Source organism: Alicyclobacillus dauci (genome assembly GCF_026651605.1).
GTDB classification, from domain to species: domain Bacteria; phylum Bacillota; class Bacilli; order Alicyclobacillales; family Alicyclobacillaceae; genus Alicyclobacillus; species Alicyclobacillus dauci.
The window spans coordinates 1906715-1925053 of record NZ_CP104064.1 but is presented as its reverse complement, the minus strand read 5'-3'; the positions used below and the strand labels follow the sequence as shown (position 1 = coordinate 1925053).

The window sequence follows — 18339 nt, the reverse complement described above, 5'->3', positions numbered from 1 at the left end:
GCGCACAAGCACGCCGCAATCAGTCCGACCAGCGGTCCGTCCCGCTACACCGGATAAACAACATGCTTCCGCCTCGGCAAGCGCGGCTCCTTCGACGCATACGCCGCATATCTGCGAGTCAGCTCACCGCGCAAATTCTCCGGTTGTACGATCTCGTCGACAATGAGTTCCGACGCCAGACGGTAGATATCAATGTCCTCACGGTACTCCGCCCGCTTTTCTTCAATAAACGCTTGTCGATCCGCCTCGGGCAGCTCAGCAATCTTATTGCTGTATACCGCATTCACTGCCGCTTCGGGTCCCATGACGGCAATTTGAGCCGTAGGCAGGGCAAGACATGCATCCGGCTCAAATGCCGGACCAGCCATCGCGTACAATCCAGCACCGAACGCCTTGCGAACGACGACGCTGATTTTCGGCACTGTTGCTTCCGACATGGCCGCAATCAGCTTCGCTCCGTGGCGGATGATGCCTGCGCGTTCGACAGCAGTACCGATCATAAATCCAGGCACATCCGCCAAAAAGAGAAGGGGGATGTTGAAAGCGTCGCACAGGGCAATAAACCGGGCAGCTTTGTCTGCCGAGTCGACAAACAGCACGCCACCTTTAACGCGCGGCTGGTTCGCGATGATGCCCACAGGGCGACCGTCCAATCGGCCAAAACCCGTGATGATTTCGCGGGCGAACAATTGTTTCACCTCAAACCACGAGCCGTCGTCGATGAGTCGACTAATGAAGTCGTGCATGTTGAACGCCGCATTCGGATTGACCGGAATGATATCCGCAATGGTCTTGCCAAAGCTTGCCGGTGCTTTGGCGGCCTCCATTTTGGCCTGTGTCGTGTAGTTCGAAGGCATGTAACTCAAGTACCGCCTGGCCGAAGCAATGGCTTCTTCTTCATTCGCCGCGAGTACATCACCACAGCCACTCACGCTACAGTGCATGCGTGCGCCGCCCATCTCTTCGAGTGTCACTTTCTCACCGATGACCATCTCCGCCATTCTGGGCGATCCCAGATACATGCTGGCATTTCCTTCGACCATGATGACGACATCACAGAACGCAGGTATGTAAGCCCCACCTGCTGCTGACGGACCGAACAAGATGCAAACCTGGGGAACCATGCCCGACAAACGCACTTGATTGTGAAAGATCCGCCCTGCGCCTCGACGGCCTGGGAACATTTCCACTTGGTCTGTGATTCGGGCCCCTGCGGAGTCGACTAGATATACCAGGGGAATCTGCAGATTCTCCGCCGTCTCCTGGATTCGGATAATTTTTTCCACCGTGCGGGCGCCCCAACTGCCCGCCTTGACGGTACTGTCGTTTGCCATAACGGCAACGGTCTGGCCGTTTATTCGGCCAATCCCGGTCACGACACCATCTGCCGGAAGACCATCCGCGGTGCAGTTGGCAAAAATCCCGTCTTCGAAATCCATGTCCGCATCAAACAGCAATTTCAGTCGGTCACGTACAAACAACTTCCCAGCCTCGGCATTCTTCTCGTGATATTTCTGTGCTCCGCCAGGCAATATACCCTGTAGCATCGTGTTAAAACGGTCATCCGTCATGTGCGTTTCGCCCCCAAGCTAGTGATATTCGGCAATGATTACTTGCCACGATATTGTGGCTTGCGCTTTTCTGCGAACGCATTCAACCCTTCCAGACGATCTTCCGTCGGAATCACCATCTCATATGCCTGTTTCTCAATCGACAGTCCCGACTGTAGATCCACGCTCATTCCGGCGTCGATGGCAAACTTGGCCTGGCGAACGGCAATCGGTCCGTTGCGCGCGATTTCTCGTGCCATCTCCATTGCCGTTTCCAATACTTCAGTTGCCGGGACAACACGATTTGCAAGCCCCAACTGAAGCGCAGTCTCTGCATCAATGCGACGAGCTGTGTAAATCAGTTCCTTGGCTTTGGCGACACCGACAACTCTGGGAAGCCTTTGTGTGCCGCCCGCACCGGGAATGATAGCGAGGCTCGTTTCCGTTAGACCCATTTTCGCCGTATCAGCCAGAATGCGAATATCTGCGGCAAGCGCGAGTTCCGTGCCACCGCCAAAGGCGACGCCATTCACGGCCGCAATGACAGGCATTGGCAACTGCGCAACGGCTTCGACAGCTCTGCGAATGCGCGCGACAGCGCGACGCACTTGGCCGTCATCCATGCCGCGGCGTTCTTTCAGGTCCGCACCCGCGCAGAACGCTTTCGAACCACGGCCAGTCAGGATGACCACCCGCACGTTCGGTGCATGGTGTAGTTCCGCGATGACCGTGAGCAGATCCTCAAGCAGCGGCGTGGACAACGCATTGGCCGCGTCTTCGCGATTCAGCCCAAGGACGACGATGCCGCCGTCGTGATCGTGCCGCAGGACGAGATCATTCATAGCGATAGTAGACTCCCTTCAGTGTGTTCTCCGCTGTAGCCCGTTATGGTTTGCGACGGTCACGGGGCCCACTTCCACAATCGACGTACTCTCAACCGGCCATTGTGTGCTCCCGAGCCTACTCTATCTCGACGAGCGCCTGACCCTCATTGACAAAGTCCCCCGGTTGAACGAGGACTTTTACCACCGAGCCGGCCACTGTCGAGGCAATCGGCACTTCCATCTTCATTGACTCCAACACCACAACGTCTTGCCCGTCCTGCACAGCGTCGCCGACGCTAACGAGAACCTGATATACCGTGCCAGCCATATCTGCCAATACTTGTACCATCATCGTCACCCCTATGCGTTTTTTGTCCTAGCAACGCTCTGCAATTTTGGAATAAAGTCCGTTGTCGTTACCCCCGCGGCAAATGCCTCCGATGTCACAATGTCCCTGAGAAGCGGGAGATTTGTTTTAATCCCTTCAATCCGATATGCATCGAGCGCCTCGGACAACTTGTTGATAGCGTTTTCACGATCCGCCGCCGAAACGATGAGTTTCCCAATCATCGGATCGTAAAACGGCGTCACGACCGCGGGCCCTTCAACGGCGACATCGTTTCGCACTCCGTCTCCCGCTGGTAGCGTCATGGCCGTAATTGTCCCTGGCGAAGGGAGCATTCTCACTGGGTCCTCCGCATAAATGCGAACTTCAATAGCGTGTCCCTCGCGACGCACGTCCGACTGCGTGAAGGACAGAGCTTCGCCGTCCGCGATGCGGAGCTGCCACTCGACGAGATCGAGGCCAGTGATACACTCTGTAACCGGATGCTCGACTTGAAGTCGCGTGTTCATTTCAAGAAAATAGAAATGCCCGTCGTCATCCACGAGAAACTCCAGCGTTCCGGCATTCACGTAGCCGATGGCACGTCCCGCCGCGATGGCCGCTTCTCCCATCCGCTCCCGCAGTTCCTCCGATACGAACGGCGACGGTGCCTCTTCGAGAACCTTCTGGTGACGACGCTGAATCGAGCATTCGCGCTCCCATAAATACACACCGTGGCCCTGCCCGTCAAACAGCACCTGAATTTCGATGTGATGTGGAGACGTGATGCATTTCTCGACAAACATGTCCCCGTCGCCGAAATACGACTTCGCCCGAGCTTGGTTTGAAGAAAACGCTTTCTTCAACTCGTCAGCATTGCGCACGACCTGCATCCCGATTCCACCGCCGCCGCCTGACGCTTTGAGCATCACCGGATAGCCGATCTCCTCTGCGACAACCAAAGCCTCCCCGTCAGAAACAGCACCGTCGGAGCCCGGCACGATTGGCACACCCGCAGCCTCCATGATGGCACGGGCGCGAACTTTACTCCCCATCTGGCCAATTACGTGGGACGAAGGTCCGATGAAAACCACCCCTGCCTCTTCTACGCGCCGCGCAAAGTTGGCATTTTCGCTCAGCAGTCCGTATCCCGGGTGGATGGCGTCCGCTCCAGTTTGCAAGGCCGCCTGGACAATTGCTTCGGCCTGCAGATAGCTCTGTGCCACCGGAGCGGGGCCAATCCGAACTGCCTCGTCCGCTTCGACGACGTGCAGAGCCTCCACGTCCGCGTCCGAATAAACCGCGACGGTTGCGATACCGATTCGCTTACATGTGCGGATAATTCTCCGCGCGATCTCGCCCCGATTCGCGATCAAGACCTTATTGAACATACACTTCCCCCCTGCCCTTTCCTACACAATTGACTATATCAATTTTTCGGTCCGTGCGGCAATTTTAAGTGTCGTAGCGGAAGTTAACACTATGTGCATCGGCCCAGCTTGTGACCCGCAACAGCAGTTCCCGGCGATTCATCTTATATCTTCCTCGCCTGTGGTTCTAACTGCGTTAGCGATTCGCCACGACGGTTGAACCTTGTCGTCGCTCAGGAGCCCAATCCCCCGCCATCATGGCGTACACGACGTGATCGACAAAGTGGTCATACAGCCATTCCACCTCGTGCAAAATACCCTCTTCCCGGAACCCAAGCCGCTGTGGAATGGCACGACTCGCGTGGTTGTCTTCGGCGGCCCGAACTTCCACGCGATTTAACTGGTAATAGTCGAATGCAAATGTTGTCAGTGCTCGACAAGCCGCTGTCATATAGCCGTTTCCCACGGCATCCGCCGACAACCAGTAACCGAGAGACGTCTTCCGGTTAACCCAATCCACGGCGTGAAATCCGATGATGCCTTGTAGTCCATCTTTCGTCCAGATACCTGTCTGAATTCCGTCGTTGCGCCCGTACTGCTCTTGTACTGACTTGATAAATGACAGCGTATCATCGACCGATTTGGTCCCGTCAACAAACGGCAACCATGCGCGGAGATGGTCCCGTGATCGGTCAATGCAGGAGAAAATCGCTTGGGCATCGGACGGATCGATAAGCTTGAGCCACACGTCATCCCTATCCGTGAGTAAAAACATATCATCCACACTCCAACCTATACGTACTAATTTTTAGTATAATTGAAAGTGACAAACTGTACCAATTATGAAAACGGGAGTGTCCGATATGGAATACCGGATTCACGGATCCACGATGCAGACACTGGAAGTCATCATCGCGCCGGGAGAATGTGTGTTTTCAGAGACAGGGTGTCTCATCAGCATGACGCCAGGCACAAACATGGAAACGCACGCGCCTGGTGGACTAGGCGGCATGTTACGTCGTGCATTTAGTGGAAACAGCATCATGCTGAACTATTTTCGGGCCACACACGACACGGAGACCGTGCAGTTTACGACGAGAATGCCCGGCCACATCTTGGCTCTCCCACTTCACAATTATGGACGAATCATCACCCAGCGCCACGCGTTTCTCTGCGCACAGGAGTCCGTCGAATTTGGTGTGGAGGCTACATTAAACGTAGGTCGTCTACTCGGGGGAAACGGACTCGTCTTTACATACCTTGACGGAGATGGGACAGGGTTCATCTCCATCGACGGAGAAGTCATTCATCATGACTTGGAGCGCGGGGAAAGCTTGCTCGTTCACCCAGGACATATCGCAGCGTTCTCTGCGACCATGGACTACAAGGTCCAGCGGATGGCGGGCGTCCAAAACATGCTCTTCGGAGGAGACGGTCTGTATCTTGTCCGCCTTACAGGCCCAGGACGGCTCTGGCTTCATTCACTGACCATCCACAACCTTGCCCATGTTCTCCAAGAGTACACCAGAACTGGACGTGACTAAATTCATGACGTCAACCATCATCTTCGTTCGGCACGCGCCAACATTGGAAAACGAAACGCACGTGATGATAGGCCATACAGATCCACCCCTGCACGATCCTGGTCTTCACCGCGCACGCCAAGTCGCCGACGCACTGCTTGGCATCCCGTTCACACGCATCGTCAGCAGCCCCCTCAAACGAGCCCTGCAGACGGCTACGGAAATCAGTCGTTTTCGGACGAATTGTCCCATCGTTCTCGAACCGCGTTTGGCAGAACTTCATCTGGGCGTCGTCGACGGCATGTCTTCCTTCGAAGCATACGATTTGTACCGCGACGAATTCGATAGGGCCTTTGACCCGAACACGAAGGATTTCTCATTTCCCGCCGGAGAACGGTGGTCGGACGCATTACAGAGAATGGACGAAGCCTTGTCTGAGCTTATCAAACAAGCGGTGGATGAAACGGTTTGTGTAGTCTCACATGGTGCTATGCTGGGACTCTGGCGGACCAGGTTGGCCGGCGCATCGCTAGGAACGTTTCGCACCTATCAACCGAAACACGCGAGTTTTTCAGTCGTTCATGTGGACGGGGGCACGGCTTTTCGTGGCGGGATAGCCGCGAACGCCGATATCGAAGGTGGCGTAGGGGCTCGCGTCGGCAAGTGGAGGATTGTTCGCTGGAACGAGACATCACACTTACGGAAAGACTGGGTGTGTCATAAGCCCCAACGCGACAAAATACAATACCCACTCTGTCAGTTCCGCCAAAGCACCATACGTATCGCCTGTCATACCTCCGAATCGATGAGCCATCGCGTAAGAGAAAGCAAATACTGGGGCAAAAAAAACGACGAATAGCACAATGACGGAAAAAAACGGAACAAAGAGAAGGGTCAAAGCGAGACAAAACGCTGAAACTGCTACGACATATAAGGGCCTAACGCGCAAAGCAAACATGGCGCCAAGCCCTGAGGGTTTCGCTGCCGGGACGAGCATCATTGACCACAACATAGCCAACCGGCTGAACATCGGGACGAAAATGAGCGGGTATGTTGAACTTCCAAGACTGGCGATGGCGATCCACTTACCTGCCACCAGCAAAACGGCCGCAATGGCACCCATTGCGCCAACGCGACTGTCTTTCATGATACTGAGCGCCTCATCGCGAGGTTTGCGACTCCCTATGGCGTCCGCCGTATCCATTAACCCGTCGATGTGCAGTGCGCCCGTGCACAATATGTAAAGCGTAATGGCGAGAAAAGTAGCCGCCCCCACGGGAACCACATAACTGAACAAATCTCGCGAGCCGACGAGAATACCGCCAAGAATCAAGCCTATGACGGGCAAGAAATATGCGCTTCTGCGCATTTCCCGCTCACTCGGTGATGCGATATGCGGCGCGGGGATGATGGTGAAAAATTGCCATGAAAGCACAAAAGCGCGCCAAATTCCGCGCATGGGAGTCCTCACATCCTTTTTGCCTTTGATCATGTTTATCAGCATCCGTATGGACGTATGGCGTTCCTACAACTCGTCCACTCGCACCGCGCCGGGAATCGCCTTCAAATCCACCGCGATGCCTGATGCAACAAAGTACACCCGTTCCGCGATGCGTGCCATGGCTTGGTTGAACCAGCCAAGCCAATCGCGATATCGTCGGCTTTCCGCGTCAGCGGGGATGAGCCCAAGCCCGATCTCGTTCGACACTACGATGCACTCTGCCGAAGACGCGTCGAGTACATTGATGAGTTCCGAGACCCGCTCGCGGTACATCTCCTCCGTACAGTGTAAATCATACATCCAATTGTTGAGGAGTAGTGACAGGCAGTCGATCAGATATACGTCGTAGAGACCCTGGCGGACCACGCCGGCCACGTCATGAGGCGTTTCAACCGTTGCCCAGCGAGAGTCGCGGGTAGTTCGGTGCCGTTCGATGCGCGCGGCCATTTCGTCGTCCATGGCCACACCCGTCGCGACAAAACAAATTCGTTGCGCCGTCCCTTTTGATGCGGCCAACCGTTCTGCGAAATGACTCTTTCCGCTTCGTGCGCCTCCAGTGACAAAATAAACGGTCATCGTACGGTCACCGTCGCTGGCAAAATTTCTTCCTGCTTTTCGGGGCACAGCGTCATGCTGAGTCGCGGGTGGTGCTGAATTGGATCGGAATACATGGTGGCGTCGACACAGAACACGTCGCGAATCAACTGTGGGGTGAACGTACTCTTGACACTCCCCTGGGCATAGACCTCACCCTGACACATCACCAACAGCTCATTGCAAAATCGAAGCGCGAACTCTAAGTGGTGAATGGCGACCAAGATAAGGTGGCCCTTCCTCGCAAGGCTCGCCAGCTTCGACATGATGTCCAATTGATAGAACACGTCAAGATTGGAGATGGGCTCATCGAGCAGGAGCACAGGACTCTCTTGGGCGAGGCAGCGAGCGATGCCCGTTCGCTGCTGTTCACCGCCCGACACCTGCGAGAGTGGGGCATCGCTGAGCGACTCAAGTCCCATTTGACGGAGGGCCAGAGTTATCGCTGAAGCATCATGGGCGTCGGTTGGGGACCAGGCGGATCGGTGGCTGAATCGGCCCATCTCGACGAATTCTCGGACGCTATAAGGTACATCCTGCGCGAGTGACTGAGGCAGGTAGGCCACATACCGGGCCCGTTTCTTAGGAGCCATTCGGGTGATCAGTTGCCCATCCACCCAGACTTCCCCCGCGGTCGGCATGAGTAACCCAGCAATCGTACGAAGTAAAGTCGACTTGCCAGCACCATTCGGACCGATGATGCCGACCATACGGCCAGGTTCAAAGTCGGCTGAAATGGCGGACAAAATAGGTGATTGAGTGATTGACTTGAGAGAAAGCATGGCCACGTCCATCAACTCCTTTGCCAAGCCCGTTGACGCTGAAATAATAGGTAGAGAAAGAAAGGTGCACCGAGACATGATGTGACAATGCCGACGTTGAGTTCAATTGGTGAGAAGAGCATGTGTGCGACGAGATCGGATAGAGTCAGCAAGCTGGCACCACCGAGGGCTGCAGCGGGTATTAACAAGCGATGCCGCGATCCCACGAAGTGACGCAGCACGTGCGGGACAATAAGCCCCACGAACGCGATCACGCCCGTCGTACTGACACACACAGCCACAATCAGAGCGCATATCGCGAGGGTCAGCTGTTTGATCCGTTGCACCGGAACGCCGACGCCTTCTGCATGCTCTTCACCCGTAAGCATAATGTCGAGCGACCACGCCATGGCGAGAAACACAACGAGTGAAACGACAATGAGTCCAACGAGCACCAAGACTTGATTCCAGTTGCCACCATCAAGCCCCCCCATGAGCCAAAAGAGCATCTGCTGCATGGTCTGAAGTGGCGATAGTGACAAGATTGCGGTGATGATGGCACTACAAAACGAACCGACGGCCACACCCGACAGAAGAAGTGCGTACAGGTTGGTTCGCCCCTTCACGGTCGAGAGTCGATAAATGAGCAGGACGACGACGACCCCAAAGATAAACGCCGAAAGTGGCGTCGCCCACAAAGTGGAGGCAGCCACCCCCACATGGATCACCAGGATTGCCCCGAGCGCGCTTCCACTCGAGACCCCAATGACGCCCGGGTCGGACATCGGGTTCTTGAAGACAGCCTGCAAAACCGCCCCCGCCATGGCAAGGCCGGCGCCGACAAAGACAGCCAAGAGGCACCGCGGCAGACGAATTGCGCCCACCACGATAGCATTTGAGCTGTGCTGTCCGTTCAGGTAGGCCACCGTATCCGGAATGATCTGCGAAACAGGAATCCCCATGGGACCAACGCTAATTTCCAGAATCATGCCAAGGAGGAGCAAGGCGACAAGAACAACAAACGTCCACTTCGCCTTTGCCCTATTCATTGCATAACCTGAAGGTTTGGGATGCTCGATTTCGGATGAATGTCTTTGGCAAGATCGACCATTCCTTTAACAATGTACTGAGAAACGCTCGACAGGTCTGCATCCGGTATCGCGTACATTTGGTGCTTGCGAATGGCCGTGACCGACTGCAAATCAGGACGCTGGGCGAGTTTCGTGAGAAACGCTTTATCCGCCTCTGAATCAATGATGACGTCCGGATTCATCTTCACGATTTCCTCGTCGGAAATTTTCTGCCAGCCGTCCAAATTTGCCGCGGCGTTGGTTCCCCCTGCATCTTGAATGATGTCATTTACCGTTGTATTCTTGCCACCTGCGAATCCGTATGAGCTATAGTCCAAAACACTCGGTGATCCGTCTCCCGAAACGGCGGACTGAATCTGCTTAATATTGCTATTGATGTTGTTGACTAACGCATTTGCTTTATCTGTGGCACCTACGAGCTGCCCAACGACTTTGATGTTTTTTTCGATACTGTCTACGGACGTAAAGTCGTTAAACTCGTATACGGGGACGCCAGAGTTGCGGATTTGATCGACAATGCCTGGTTTCACGTATGATGCTAGAAGAACAAGATCGGGGTGGACAGAAAGGATTTTCTCTGCGTCAGCGTTAGACATTTGAGGAATACCTTTCACCTGATTCACGACATTGGAGTATGTCGGATCACTGGATAGGTTCGTGACGAGTGAAATTTTGGAAGTCGGAATAAGCGACACTAAAATTTCATCCGTTCCCTCCGTACCAGACGCGATATGTTGGGGCATCGATTTGACCGTCACCTGTTTGCCCGCGTCATCTGTTAACGTGACAGGAAACGTGGCCTTAGCAGCTTGACCTGTCGTGTTTGTTTCGTTCCCCGCGGAGTTTTGACTGCTGGGTGAACCGCACGCGGTGACCAGAACCGACAACGCTAGGGCACATGCAAGGACTGTTGCGAATTGGGATGAACGTTTCATTACACTGGAACCCTCCTTACTGTGACTTCACATATTCACTGCGTCACAGTTATACCGACCGGAGCGGATTCGGACTGTTATCCAAAGTCCCCGGCCGATGAAATATGGGAGCGTCCCGTCGAGAAAAAGAAAATCTCGCCCTGAGGGGGCGAGTTGTCCGTCGTGGCCGAGAAACGAGGTTTCCCCAACCATTCCAAACAAACCTCTCCTCGAAGGTTGGCTCGTTGCTCTTCAGGCAGGTCTCCTGGCTCACAGCTTCTCCTTCTCGCCGTGTCCTTCCCACAACCCTGGGGGCTGCAGTGGACAGCGACCAATACGCTGTTTACAGTGGCGGGACCGCACCGGATTTACACCGGTTTCCCTATTCTCTCTACGTGACGCAGAGCACCTGAAAGACACATTCAATTCAAGCTCATGCTAGTCTGCTTGGGACAACTTGTCAACGGCGAATCTAACCACGAAATACGCTCGGGCTATTCTCGTAGTCGATCTCGGCCCTCTGATATCGGACATTAACGCTACGCGCCAGCACGAACAGCAGATCTGACAAACGGTTTAAGTAGCGTAGCGCCGGTTCGTGAACAGGTTCCACTTCACGCAAACGCACAACATTTCGCTCGGCACGCCGAACAACGGTACAGGCAACGTGCAGAGCAGCTGCAGCCGGGTGTCCCTGCCGCAAGACAAATTTGTCCAATTTGTCTGCTTCCGCTTGATACCTGTCGATGAGCGGTTCAAGGGCAGTCACGGACTCATCTGCAGTACGATATTCAAAGTTAGCCGATTCGGGTGCAGCCAAATCTGCACCGACATCCCAAAGGGTTTGTGCAATCTCGGCGATGACATCTTGAATATCTCTGTCCGCCCCAGCAGGCAACTGACTCGCGGCAAAGCCCAGAAACGCCCCCGCTTCGTCGACCGTCCCGTAGGCTTCCACACGTAGATCACTCTTTAAACGGCGTTCGCCTCCGATGAGCGTTGTCTTTCCTTGATCTCCCCCGCGTGTATAGATCCTCATTGTGACGCCTCCCTTTGGTTTCCCCACAAATCTTGATAAATGAGTTTCTGCAAATCCAGGCGCGCTCCCCAGCCAACCCGCTCCAAAAGTGGGATGTCGGGAAAGTGCGGCGTGTAGCCGAGCGTGAGGAGTGCGACCGGGTCGACATGCGGTGGAATCTGCAAAATCTCCCGGACGTCCTCCTTCTGGTAGATGCTGACCCAGCCCATCCCGATCCCTTCCGCACGCGCAGCGAGCCACATGTTCTGAATCGCGCAGGATGTCGACATCAAATCTGTTTCGGGAATCGTATTTCGTCCGAGCACATGTGGTCCACCTCTTGTCCCATCGTTCGTTACGCAGATGGTCATGGGTGCTTCTACGAGTCCTTCCACCTTCAAGCGCAAATAGTAGTCTCGCTTTTCATCCGGGTACGGCTCACCAGCGCGGACGCGCTCCTTCTCAACGGCCGCCTGTAAACGCCGCAAGACCTGCTTGTCCTCGATAACAATGAAATTCCACGGCTGCATATATCCTACAGACGGTCCATGGTGACCTGCTTGCAGAATGCGGGTTACAACCTCCTCCGGCAGTTTGTCCGGCAAAAATACGCGAATGTCCCGGCGGGCGAGAATGGCCTTGTAGACAGCCCGCGTTTCTTCCTCCGTAAAATCCCGGGGCACAGGCGCAATTTCTTCTGGGGTGGGCCTGTCATCCTGTTCCGACGATGGTGGTGCTTCGCGACCGTTTTCGTGTGACCGCGCATGCGGGTTGCTCACGCGTGCATCAGCAAACGTAGCCGTCTCGGCCATCACACGCAGCGCCCCCTGGATGATAGGCCATGCATAGAGCGCACCAACCCCTTCGCCGACACGCAAGGAAAGGTCCAGTAAAGGAGTCTTTTGCAACGCGTCGAGGACCAGCCGATGAGCCGGTTCCGGCGACACGTGGCCTGCAATTAAGTACGGTCGAATACTCGGATCAACTCGATCCGCCCACAACGCAGCCACACCCGTGAGCAATCCGTCAAGCACCGTTGGCACCCGGCGGGCTGCAGCCGCAAACATGGCGCCTGCCATCGCAACCAGCTCGAAGCCGCCCATGTAAGCGAAGCCTGCGAACAGATCATCATGGTCGGGTCGCTCACGCCATGATTGGACGACACCCGATACGGTGTCCCGCTTGCGCGCCCGAGTTTCGTCGTCAATGCCCGTTCCTCGCCCGATCACGTCCGTAACAGGCACATCCAGCAGCCATGCAACAAGCGCACTTGCCGAGCTCGTATTACCGATGCCCATTTCTCCGAGAATAAGGCAATCCGCCCCGCCGTCGATCACGCGATCCGCTTCCTCCATGCCCACTCGCAGCGCACACTCAAACTGTTTGAGCGTCATGGCCGGGCCGGCAGTGAAATCTGCAGTCCCTCTTGCCACTTTGCGAACACGTACACTTGGATGGCGGACCTGCCTAATGACACCCACGTCAATTACGTCCAGGGGTACGCCATAGTGACGCGCCAAAACGGCGCTCACGGACGTTTTCATGGCGATGTTAACGGTCATCTCCTCCGTCACTTCCTGGCCGTATCGCGACAGGGTGTGATTCGTTGCGACGCCGTGATCGGCAGCAAAAACAAGAAAATAAGGCGAATCCAACTCGGGAATCAGTTTCCCCTGCAGTCCGGCTATCTGAGCGACCAGATCTTCCAAATGACCAAGACTGCCCAAGGGCTTTGTTAAATTATCCAAACGATTTTGCGCCGAATTCAGGGAATCCTTAAACGGAGTCGCTGGTTTTGGCATACGGATAGAATATCCGAACAATTGCCTGTCCCCTCTCGTCGCATAGTTTGCGGTTTTGCTCTAGATTTACCAGAAGAGCCTACGTTGTGCAACGGATACAAAGATACCAAATATCATCCGAAATTTCTGAATACAGACATAGAAAGTTACTTGAAAACATTACGCGAACACGTAAAAATGTGTTAAAATAGTTTCAGGAGATGATGGTCATGGGAAACCATGAACAGCTGTGCCCGAAGTTTGAATCAGCATTTACCCTTCTCGGTAAACGCTGGACAGGACTCATTATTCGAGTTCTAATGCAGGGCCCCAAGCGGTTCAAAGACATTTCTGAGATGATTCCAAACATGAGTGATCGGATGCTCGCTGAACGCTTTAAAGAGTTGGAAAAAGCGGGTGTTCTCGTGCGACACGTATATCCGGAAACCCCGGTTCGCATCGAGTACGAATTGACGACGAAAGGTAAAGCCCTTCAGCCCGTCATGGACGCCGTTCAATCCTGGGGCGACGAGTGGTGCGTACCGGAAAAAGTAGAACAATAAACACACATAGTCATTTGAACGCCTACAATGTGTAGACTGATACACAGCATCTAAAATGCAAGCCAAACATACGACAGGCGATTTTACAGGAAAAGCCCCGTTTTCGGGGCTTGATTTATGTTTTCAACCGCACGAACAACCTAGGGAGGGCTACGCTTGGAATCGTATCGCATCCCGACGAAGTTGCAGAGACTAGGGTCGGATATCGATGAAAATCAACTAGCTTATCACAAACGGCGCGTCGCTGTTACAAAAGAGTTCACCTTCGATGCTGCTCATCACCTCCACAGTTACGAGGGAAAGTGTAAGAATCTACACGGTCACACCTACCGGATCGTCGTGACGGTCAGTGGCTATGTAAACAATATCGGATTGGTCGTCGATTTCGCGGACCTCAAACGGATTTATCTTGAAACCATTGAACAAAAGCTAGATCACCAATATCTCAACGAGGTCCTGCCCCCCATGAACACATCTGCGGAGAACATGGTCGTGTGGATGTGGGAACAACTCGACGAGGCAATCCACAAACAAGTGGCGGCAGAGCAGCAGGTTCGATTGGAAGAAGTTGTCCTCTATGAAACGCCCACTAGTCGGGCGACGTTGAAGCGGGCGTGGATGGAATGAGCCGCACAGCTACAATGGATTGGATTCCGCTATACAAGAAAGCCAGGCAAGAGCAACCGGGTGACTTGACGCTACCCATGGTGGAGATATTCGAAACGGTTGAAGGCGAAGGTACGCAAGCCGGGTTTCCCACTGTGTTTGTACGCGTATTTCACTGCAATTTACGTTGCACATGGTGTGATACGCCGTATAGTTATGCTCCATACAAACCAGAGTTTGAAGCCACCATTCAAGAAATTCGCAATCGGGTGGAGCAATTTGGCTGGCAAAACGTTTGCCTAACTGGCGGAGAACCGCTCATTCATCGGCATAAGTCGCAATTACTTATCGAGGAAATCGCTCGAATCGATCACGTTCGCGACATCCACATTGAAACGAACGGCGCGATCGACGTTCGCCCCTTTGCAGAACTGCGAAGCGAACAGCAACTACTTGCGGACAAAGTTCGTTTTATTGTCGATTACAAGTTGCCCGCAAGCGGTGAGACCGACAAAATGATTCACGAACACCTAAACGTCCTCTCCCCCCGCGACGAATTAAAGTTTGTCATCGCCACCGATGAAGATTTTGATTTGGCCGTGGACGTGATTGGTCGCTACAAACCAGCAGCAACACTGTTGTTCAGCCCGGTGTGGGAAACGATGCCACCAAATCGACTAGTCGAGAAGATGCTTAAGTCGGGGTTAAAACAAGTTAAGTTAAACCTGCAAATTCACAAGGTCATCTGGGACCCGAACGCACGGGGCGTGTAAACCTGGGCTCCCACATTGGAGAGGAGTTATACCGCCATGTCCGCAGTTGTATTTGACGCATATGGTACCCTGTTCAACTTGGATTCATTGTTGCCGCTTGTCACAGCGTTCGTCGGCGACGAGCACAAAGCGAAACGGATCACTCGAGTATGGCGCACGAAGCAGTTGGACTACGCATGGACCAGTGTCCTCATGAACCGGTTTCAGGACTTCGACAAGTTGACCGACTTAGCGCTGAAATTCGCCCTTCAAGACAACGGAGTTTATGACGAAAAGATTGTTCGACGACTTGTTCAAGCATATGTATCCTTGCCTCTTTATGATGATGTGCGTGGGGTTTTGGATGAGCTCGCAACGAACCACAAATTGGCAATTCTCTCCAATGGAACGTTCCGATCCCTTCAAACACTAACAAACTCTGCAGGCGTGATGTTCTCATTCGATTACATATTGAGTACTGAACCGATTAGAACGTATAAACCCGCTCGCGAAGCATACGACTTGGCGCTTCAGAAACTCGGTAACGAAAAATCCGACATTGTTTTCGTATCGTCAAACCATTGGGATGTCACTGGTGCCAAGGCGTTTGGATTCCGCACTTATTGGTGTAATCGTACTGGCCAAACACCCGATCCCCTATCACCCGCGCCCGACGGAATCATCACGTCGCTCGCGGATTTACCAAGCCTGCTCTAGGCAGTACACCAAAAATAAACACCCTTCCAACACCAAGGGGTTACCGCAGACAGCGGTAACCCCTTTGTCATCGATGCCCGAAGGCTTTTGTAAGCAGTTTAGTGATTAGCGGCCAGACAATTGTTGTTCAGCGAAGGCAACCAAACGCTTCGTGATTTCTCCACCAACAGAACCGTTTTGGCGAGATGCTGTTTCTGCGCCCAATTGAATCCCGAATTCAGAAGCGATTTCATACTTCATTTGATTCAAAGCCTGCTGTGCTTGCGGGATCAATTTGTCGCGGTTGCTGCCACTGTTGTTCGATGCCATGGTCAATTCCTCCTCTGTGGTTTTGATGATGACAAGCCATATTGTAATCACTCACCCACCGAGTTATACACATGTCTACTACGCGGTTAAATTTGGAATTGAGATACCTGATTTGCCTGCTTTATATCCGTTGTTCAGTCATACACATACGCGTATAGGCACATGAAAACGCGTCACCAGGCAAAACCTGAAGCCAGGGATATTCACCTTAAAGAAGACAGGGAGGCGAGAGGGTGAGGCGTAGGTTGCCGTGGTTCCGCTTACTCCTCGCTTGCTTAGGATTGATAGCGGCCACATCCATTCCAAGCCAGGCTGAAGCGCACTCAACAACTACTTCAGTAATAGGTAAATTGCACCCCAAAACGCATCAAAAAATCGTCTATTTAACGTTCGATGATGGGCCAAGCCTCATCTATACGCCACAGATTCTAGACATTTTGAAACGGGAACACGTCCACGCCACCTTTTTTGTCCTCGGGTCGCGCGTAGAGGAATTCCCAAAGATTTCAAAGCGCCTCATTCATGAGGGCCACGAAGTGGGAAACCACGGTTACCATCACGATTTCTTGCAGGAGAAAACGCCTGCCTGGGTAGCCTCGGACATTCGAAGAACCGACGTCATCGTCCATCACGTCATCGGATCGCATGCTCATTATTATCGTCCTCCCGGGGGAATCATCACGGAACCTGAGTTACGATCCGTCAACACGCTCGGACACCCGGTGGTTCTATGGACGGTTGACTCCCAAGATTGGAAAGCCGACGGATGGGAACAAATTGTTCAAACGGTCCTCCGGGACACGCGGCCAGGTTCCATCATTCTGATGCACGACGGCGTATCCAAGAGTCGTTATACTGTAAAAGCACTTCCTGTCATCATCGAGTCACTGAAGAACGCCGGTTATCAATTCAGGAAACTTCCGTCGCGCTGATTTGTCGTCGTCAGCGCCGCCCTTTCGAAGAATTATCAGCCCGTGAGCCCGTCCCACCGACGTCATGACAGCAAATCAGTGAATTACACGAGTGACCCAGTGTGGACGGCCGTGGGCAATGACCGCTGTCCTCTTCGTGCGGAACTAAACAGCGGTTCTGAGTGCACTCATGGCCGCAATGCAGCCTCAGTTTCGTGCATTGAACGGTGAAACGGAAAGTACCTTGCGTTCGCCGCTTTGAGTCGTGGGAAATAGATGGAGGATTGTCTCAAATGGAAGTCGCAGGCGCACACGCGAAACGTTCGCACCTATAATCGGGCCTCCTGCGGAGATCTTTGTCCAGGAATTGCCGTCGTTACTGATGGCCCGTCTGATTTGCGGTATCCTGGTCACTGCCTTATTCAAACCAAATGACGGTCTAAGCGAACGGCTAACGGTGAGCAGCGTGATCGAACCCCTTGTCGGGGTTGCGGTCGTGTCGCACAGAACCACAGCTTGCGGACCGAGTATGCGCCGTGTGAATCGCTTGTCGTTTTCTCATCCTCCCATTATTGGGATTTCAGCATCCAATAATTGGCCTTCCTGAACAAGTTGTATTAATTTTTTCGCTTCGGTCCGAACAAGCGAAACGACATTCGGATTACGTTGCCAGTCGTCCTTCATTTGTCCGGGGACGTGCGCTGCACACCAGGAGAACTCGATCCAATCCGGCATATACGTATTTAACGTAAGCATACAACGCAGCATGTGCCAAGGCGTTGTCACGACTAGTAAACGTTTAATACGGTGTAGTCCCATTTCCCTATCTAGGACAAGCAATGAGGCAATCACGTTTTCCTTTGTATGATTGGATACCGCTTCACAGAGAATGTCTTCATCCGGAACTCCGTGTTGTAGTGCGATTTGCTTCATTCTCTCCGCATCCGTGATGTCATGTTTCCCCCACCTGTCGCCTCCAGAAAACAATATCTTCGGTGCTCTCCCGGCTTGATAGAGCCGCACAGCCTGTGCCGTTCGCTCACGGCTAGTGCCAACGCTGCCGAACACGAAAATACAATCACCGGTTTTCCCGTCATCGTCCAGTCCTTTATACAACAGCGTCGTTATCTCATCGTTCGACATTTCATCGATCCGCAGCGCCCGAAGTCCGCTCACAGCCAGTCCTCCTTCTTGTTTCTCCGTGATCCAAGCTATGTCAAAGGAACAAC

At 53.5% G+C, this 18339-nt stretch carries 20 protein-coding genes, 1 pseudogene and 1 riboswitch; of the genes and pseudogenes, 7 read left to right on the top strand and 14 right to left on the bottom strand.

The annotated features are described in order from the left end of the window. Positions 1–44: 44 nt before the first annotated feature. The 5 genes from NZD86_RS09685 to NZD86_RS09665 form a co-directional block, all read right to left on the bottom strand. Positions 45–1571 carry an acyl-CoA carboxylase subunit beta gene (locus NZD86_RS09685; RefSeq protein ID WP_268046309.1) on the bottom strand — a complete coding sequence of 509 codons (1527 nt, stop codon included), beginning with the start codon at positions 1569–1571 and terminating at the stop codon, positions 45–47. 38 nt (positions 1572–1609) lie between these two features. After that, on the bottom strand, positions 1610–2392 hold the full coding sequence (locus tag NZD86_RS09680) for an enoyl-CoA hydratase (RefSeq protein WP_268046308.1): 783 nt from the start codon (positions 2390–2392) through the stop codon (positions 1610–1612). A gap of 118 nt (positions 2393–2510) precedes the next feature. Then, a complete protein-coding gene (locus NZD86_RS09675) occupies positions 2511–2726 on the bottom strand; it encodes an acetyl-CoA carboxylase biotin carboxyl carrier protein subunit (RefSeq protein WP_268046306.1) in 216 nt (71 codons plus the stop codon). A gap of 8 nt (positions 2727–2734) precedes the next feature. Then, positions 2735–4090, bottom strand: a complete 1356-nt coding sequence (locus tag NZD86_RS09670) for an acetyl-CoA carboxylase biotin carboxylase subunit (protein WP_268046305.1) — start codon at positions 4088–4090, stop codon at positions 2735–2737. Between the two features lie 175 nt (positions 4091–4265). After that, entirely contained in the window at positions 4266–4844 is a 579-nt protein-coding gene (locus tag NZD86_RS09665; protein WP_268046304.1) for a GNAT family N-acetyltransferase, read from the bottom strand. 88 nt (positions 4845–4932) lie between these two features. Here NZD86_RS09665 and NZD86_RS09660 point away from each other — a divergent pair, with 88 nt between their 5' ends. Together NZD86_RS09660 and NZD86_RS09655 are read left to right on the top strand one after the other, a co-directional pair. Continuing rightward, entirely contained in the window at positions 4933–5613 is a 681-nt protein-coding gene (locus tag NZD86_RS09660; RefSeq protein WP_268046303.1) for a TIGR00266 family protein, read from the top strand. Further along, positions 5576–6178: pseudogene (locus tag NZD86_RS09655) on the top strand (histidine phosphatase family protein); the annotation flags it as partial. The gene NZD86_RS09660 and the pseudogene NZD86_RS09655, both read left to right, overlap by 38 nt. A gap of 111 nt (positions 6179–6289) precedes the next feature. On the opposite strand, the gene NZD86_RS09650 reads toward NZD86_RS09655, so the two are convergent. The 7 genes from NZD86_RS09650 to cobT all read right to left on the bottom strand — a co-directional run bounded on the left by NZD86_RS09650 (position 6290) and on the right by cobT (position 13294). Continuing rightward, the gene (locus NZD86_RS09650; RefSeq protein ID WP_268046302.1) at positions 6290–7096 is read right to left on the bottom strand and encodes an adenosylcobinamide-GDP ribazoletransferase; all 807 of its coding nucleotides are present in this window, start codon (positions 7094–7096) and stop codon (positions 6290–6292) included. Between the two features lie 21 nt (positions 7097–7117). After that, complete coding sequence (gene cobU, locus NZD86_RS09645; protein ID WP_268046301.1) at positions 7118–7669, bottom strand: bifunctional adenosylcobinamide kinase/adenosylcobinamide-phosphate guanylyltransferase; 552 nt, start codon at positions 7667–7669, stop codon at positions 7118–7120. Continuing rightward, complete coding sequence (locus NZD86_RS09640) at positions 7666–8469, bottom strand: ABC transporter ATP-binding protein (RefSeq protein ID WP_268046835.1); 804 nt, start codon at positions 8467–8469, stop codon at positions 7666–7668. The genes cobU and NZD86_RS09640 overlap by 4 nt, the downstream gene beginning before the upstream one ends. Before the next feature lie 11 nt (positions 8470–8480). After that, positions 8481–9497 (bottom strand): FecCD family ABC transporter permease, encoded by a 1017-nt coding sequence (locus tag NZD86_RS09635; RefSeq protein WP_268046300.1) that lies wholly within the window; start codon positions 9495–9497, stop codon positions 8481–8483. Beyond that, positions 9494–10474 (bottom strand): ABC transporter substrate-binding protein, encoded by a 981-nt coding sequence (locus tag NZD86_RS09630; RefSeq protein WP_268046298.1) that lies wholly within the window; start codon positions 10472–10474, stop codon positions 9494–9496. The genes NZD86_RS09635 and NZD86_RS09630 overlap by 4 nt, the downstream gene beginning before the upstream one ends. Positions 10475–10691: 217 nt before the next feature. After that, positions 10692–10881, bottom strand: a riboswitch (cobalamin riboswitch). 44 nt (positions 10882–10925) lie between these two features. Further along, positions 10926–11492, bottom strand: coding sequence for a cob(I)yrinic acid a,c-diamide adenosyltransferase (locus NZD86_RS09625; RefSeq protein ID WP_268046297.1), 567 nt, complete (start codon positions 11490–11492; stop codon positions 10926–10928). Beyond that, a complete protein-coding gene (gene cobT, locus NZD86_RS24485) occupies positions 11489–13294 on the bottom strand; it encodes a nicotinate-nucleotide--dimethylbenzimidazole phosphoribosyltransferase (RefSeq protein WP_326492649.1) in 1806 nt (601 codons plus the stop codon). The genes NZD86_RS09625 and cobT overlap by 4 nt, the downstream gene beginning before the upstream one ends. A gap of 188 nt (positions 13295–13482) precedes the next feature. Between cobT and NZD86_RS09610 the strand changes: the two genes are divergently transcribed. From NZD86_RS09610 to NZD86_RS09595, 4 genes are all read left to right on the top strand, one after another. Beyond that, positions 13483–13815 carry a winged helix-turn-helix transcriptional regulator gene (locus NZD86_RS09610; RefSeq protein ID WP_268046296.1) on the top strand — a complete coding sequence of 111 codons (333 nt, stop codon included), beginning with the start codon at positions 13483–13485 and terminating at the stop codon, positions 13813–13815. 156 nt (positions 13816–13971) lie between these two features. Further along, positions 13972–14442 carry a 6-carboxytetrahydropterin synthase QueD gene (gene queD / locus NZD86_RS09605; RefSeq protein WP_268046295.1) on the top strand — a complete coding sequence of 157 codons (471 nt, stop codon included), beginning with the start codon at positions 13972–13974 and terminating at the stop codon, positions 14440–14442. Next, positions 14439–15194: a 7-carboxy-7-deazaguanine synthase QueE gene (locus NZD86_RS09600; protein ID WP_268046294.1), complete on the top strand. Its 756-nt coding sequence runs from the start codon at positions 14439–14441 to the stop codon at positions 15192–15194. The genes queD and NZD86_RS09600 overlap by 4 nt, the downstream gene beginning before the upstream one ends. Before the next feature lie 36 nt (positions 15195–15230). Further along, positions 15231–15890 (top strand): haloacid dehalogenase type II, encoded by a 660-nt coding sequence (locus NZD86_RS09595; protein ID WP_268046292.1) that lies wholly within the window; start codon positions 15231–15233, stop codon positions 15888–15890. 105 nt (positions 15891–15995) lie between these two features. On the opposite strand, the gene NZD86_RS09590 is transcribed toward NZD86_RS09595, so the two are convergent. Next, the gene (locus NZD86_RS09590) at positions 15996–16199 is read right to left on the bottom strand and encodes an alpha/beta-type small acid-soluble spore protein (RefSeq protein WP_268046291.1); all 204 of its coding nucleotides are present in this window, start codon (positions 16197–16199) and stop codon (positions 15996–15998) included. A gap of 233 nt (positions 16200–16432) precedes the next feature. Between NZD86_RS09590 and NZD86_RS09585 the strand changes: the two genes are divergently transcribed. Beyond that, positions 16433–17131, top strand: a complete 699-nt coding sequence (locus NZD86_RS09585) for a polysaccharide deacetylase family protein (RefSeq protein WP_268046290.1) — start codon at positions 16433–16435, stop codon at positions 17129–17131. 537 nt (positions 17132–17668) lie between these two features. On the opposite strand, the gene NZD86_RS09580 is transcribed toward NZD86_RS09585, so the two are convergent. After that, positions 17669–18286, bottom strand: coding sequence for a YdcF family protein (locus tag NZD86_RS09580; RefSeq protein ID WP_268046289.1), 618 nt, complete (start codon positions 18284–18286; stop codon positions 17669–17671). Between the last annotated feature and the right edge of the window lie 53 nt (positions 18287–18339).

Excerpts from the sequence above, each read along its gene's own strand:
- NZD86_RS09610 (WP_268046296.1), top strand. The coding sequence starts at position 13,483 with ATGGGAAACCATGAACAGCTGTGCCCGAAGTTTGAATCAGCATTTACC.
- NZD86_RS09685 (WP_268046309.1), bottom strand. The coding sequence starts at position 1,571 with ATGACGGATGACCGTTTTAACACGATGCTACAGGGTATATTGCCTGGC.
- NZD86_RS09675 (WP_268046306.1), bottom strand. The coding sequence starts at position 2,726 with ATGATGGTACAAGTATTGGCAGATATGGCTGGCACGGTATATCAGGTT.
- NZD86_RS09635 (WP_268046300.1), bottom strand. The coding sequence starts at position 9,497 with ATGAATAGGGCAAAGGCGAAGTGGACGTTTGTTGTTCTTGTCGCCTTG.
- NZD86_RS09600 (WP_268046294.1), top strand. The coding sequence starts at position 14,439 with ATGAGCCGCACAGCTACAATGGATTGGATTCCGCTATACAAGAAAGCC.
- NZD86_RS09650 (WP_268046302.1), bottom strand. The coding sequence starts at position 7,096 with ATGCTGATAAACATGATCAAAGGCAAAAAGGATGTGAGGACTCCCATG.
- NZD86_RS09670 (WP_268046305.1), bottom strand. The coding sequence starts at position 4,090 with ATGTTCAATAAGGTCTTGATCGCGAATCGGGGCGAGATCGCGCGGAGA.
- NZD86_RS09630 (WP_268046298.1), bottom strand. The coding sequence starts at position 10,474 with ATGAAACGTTCATCCCAATTCGCAACAGTCCTTGCATGTGCCCTAGCG.
- NZD86_RS09660 (WP_268046303.1), top strand. The coding sequence starts at position 4,933 with ATGGAATACCGGATTCACGGATCCACGATGCAGACACTGGAAGTCATC.
- NZD86_RS09590 (WP_268046291.1), bottom strand. The coding sequence starts at position 16,199 with ATGGCATCGAACAACAGTGGCAGCAACCGCGACAAATTGATCCCGCAA.
- NZD86_RS09595 (WP_268046292.1), top strand. The coding sequence starts at position 15,231 with ATGTCCGCAGTTGTATTTGACGCATATGGTACCCTGTTCAACTTGGAT.
- NZD86_RS09640 (WP_268046835.1), bottom strand. The coding sequence starts at position 8,469 with ATGCTTTCTCTCAAGTCAATCACTCAATCACCTATTTTGTCCGCCATT.
- NZD86_RS09625 (WP_268046297.1), bottom strand. The coding sequence starts at position 11,492 with ATGAGGATCTATACACGCGGGGGAGATCAAGGAAAGACAACGCTCATC.
- NZD86_RS09680 (WP_268046308.1), bottom strand. The coding sequence starts at position 2,392 with ATGAATGATCTCGTCCTGCGGCACGATCACGACGGCGGCATCGTCGTC.
- cobU (WP_268046301.1), bottom strand. The coding sequence starts at position 7,669 with ATGACCGTTTATTTTGTCACTGGAGGCGCACGAAGCGGAAAGAGTCAT.
- NZD86_RS09665 (WP_268046304.1), bottom strand. The coding sequence starts at position 4,844 with ATGTTTTTACTCACGGATAGGGATGACGTGTGGCTCAAGCTTATCGAT.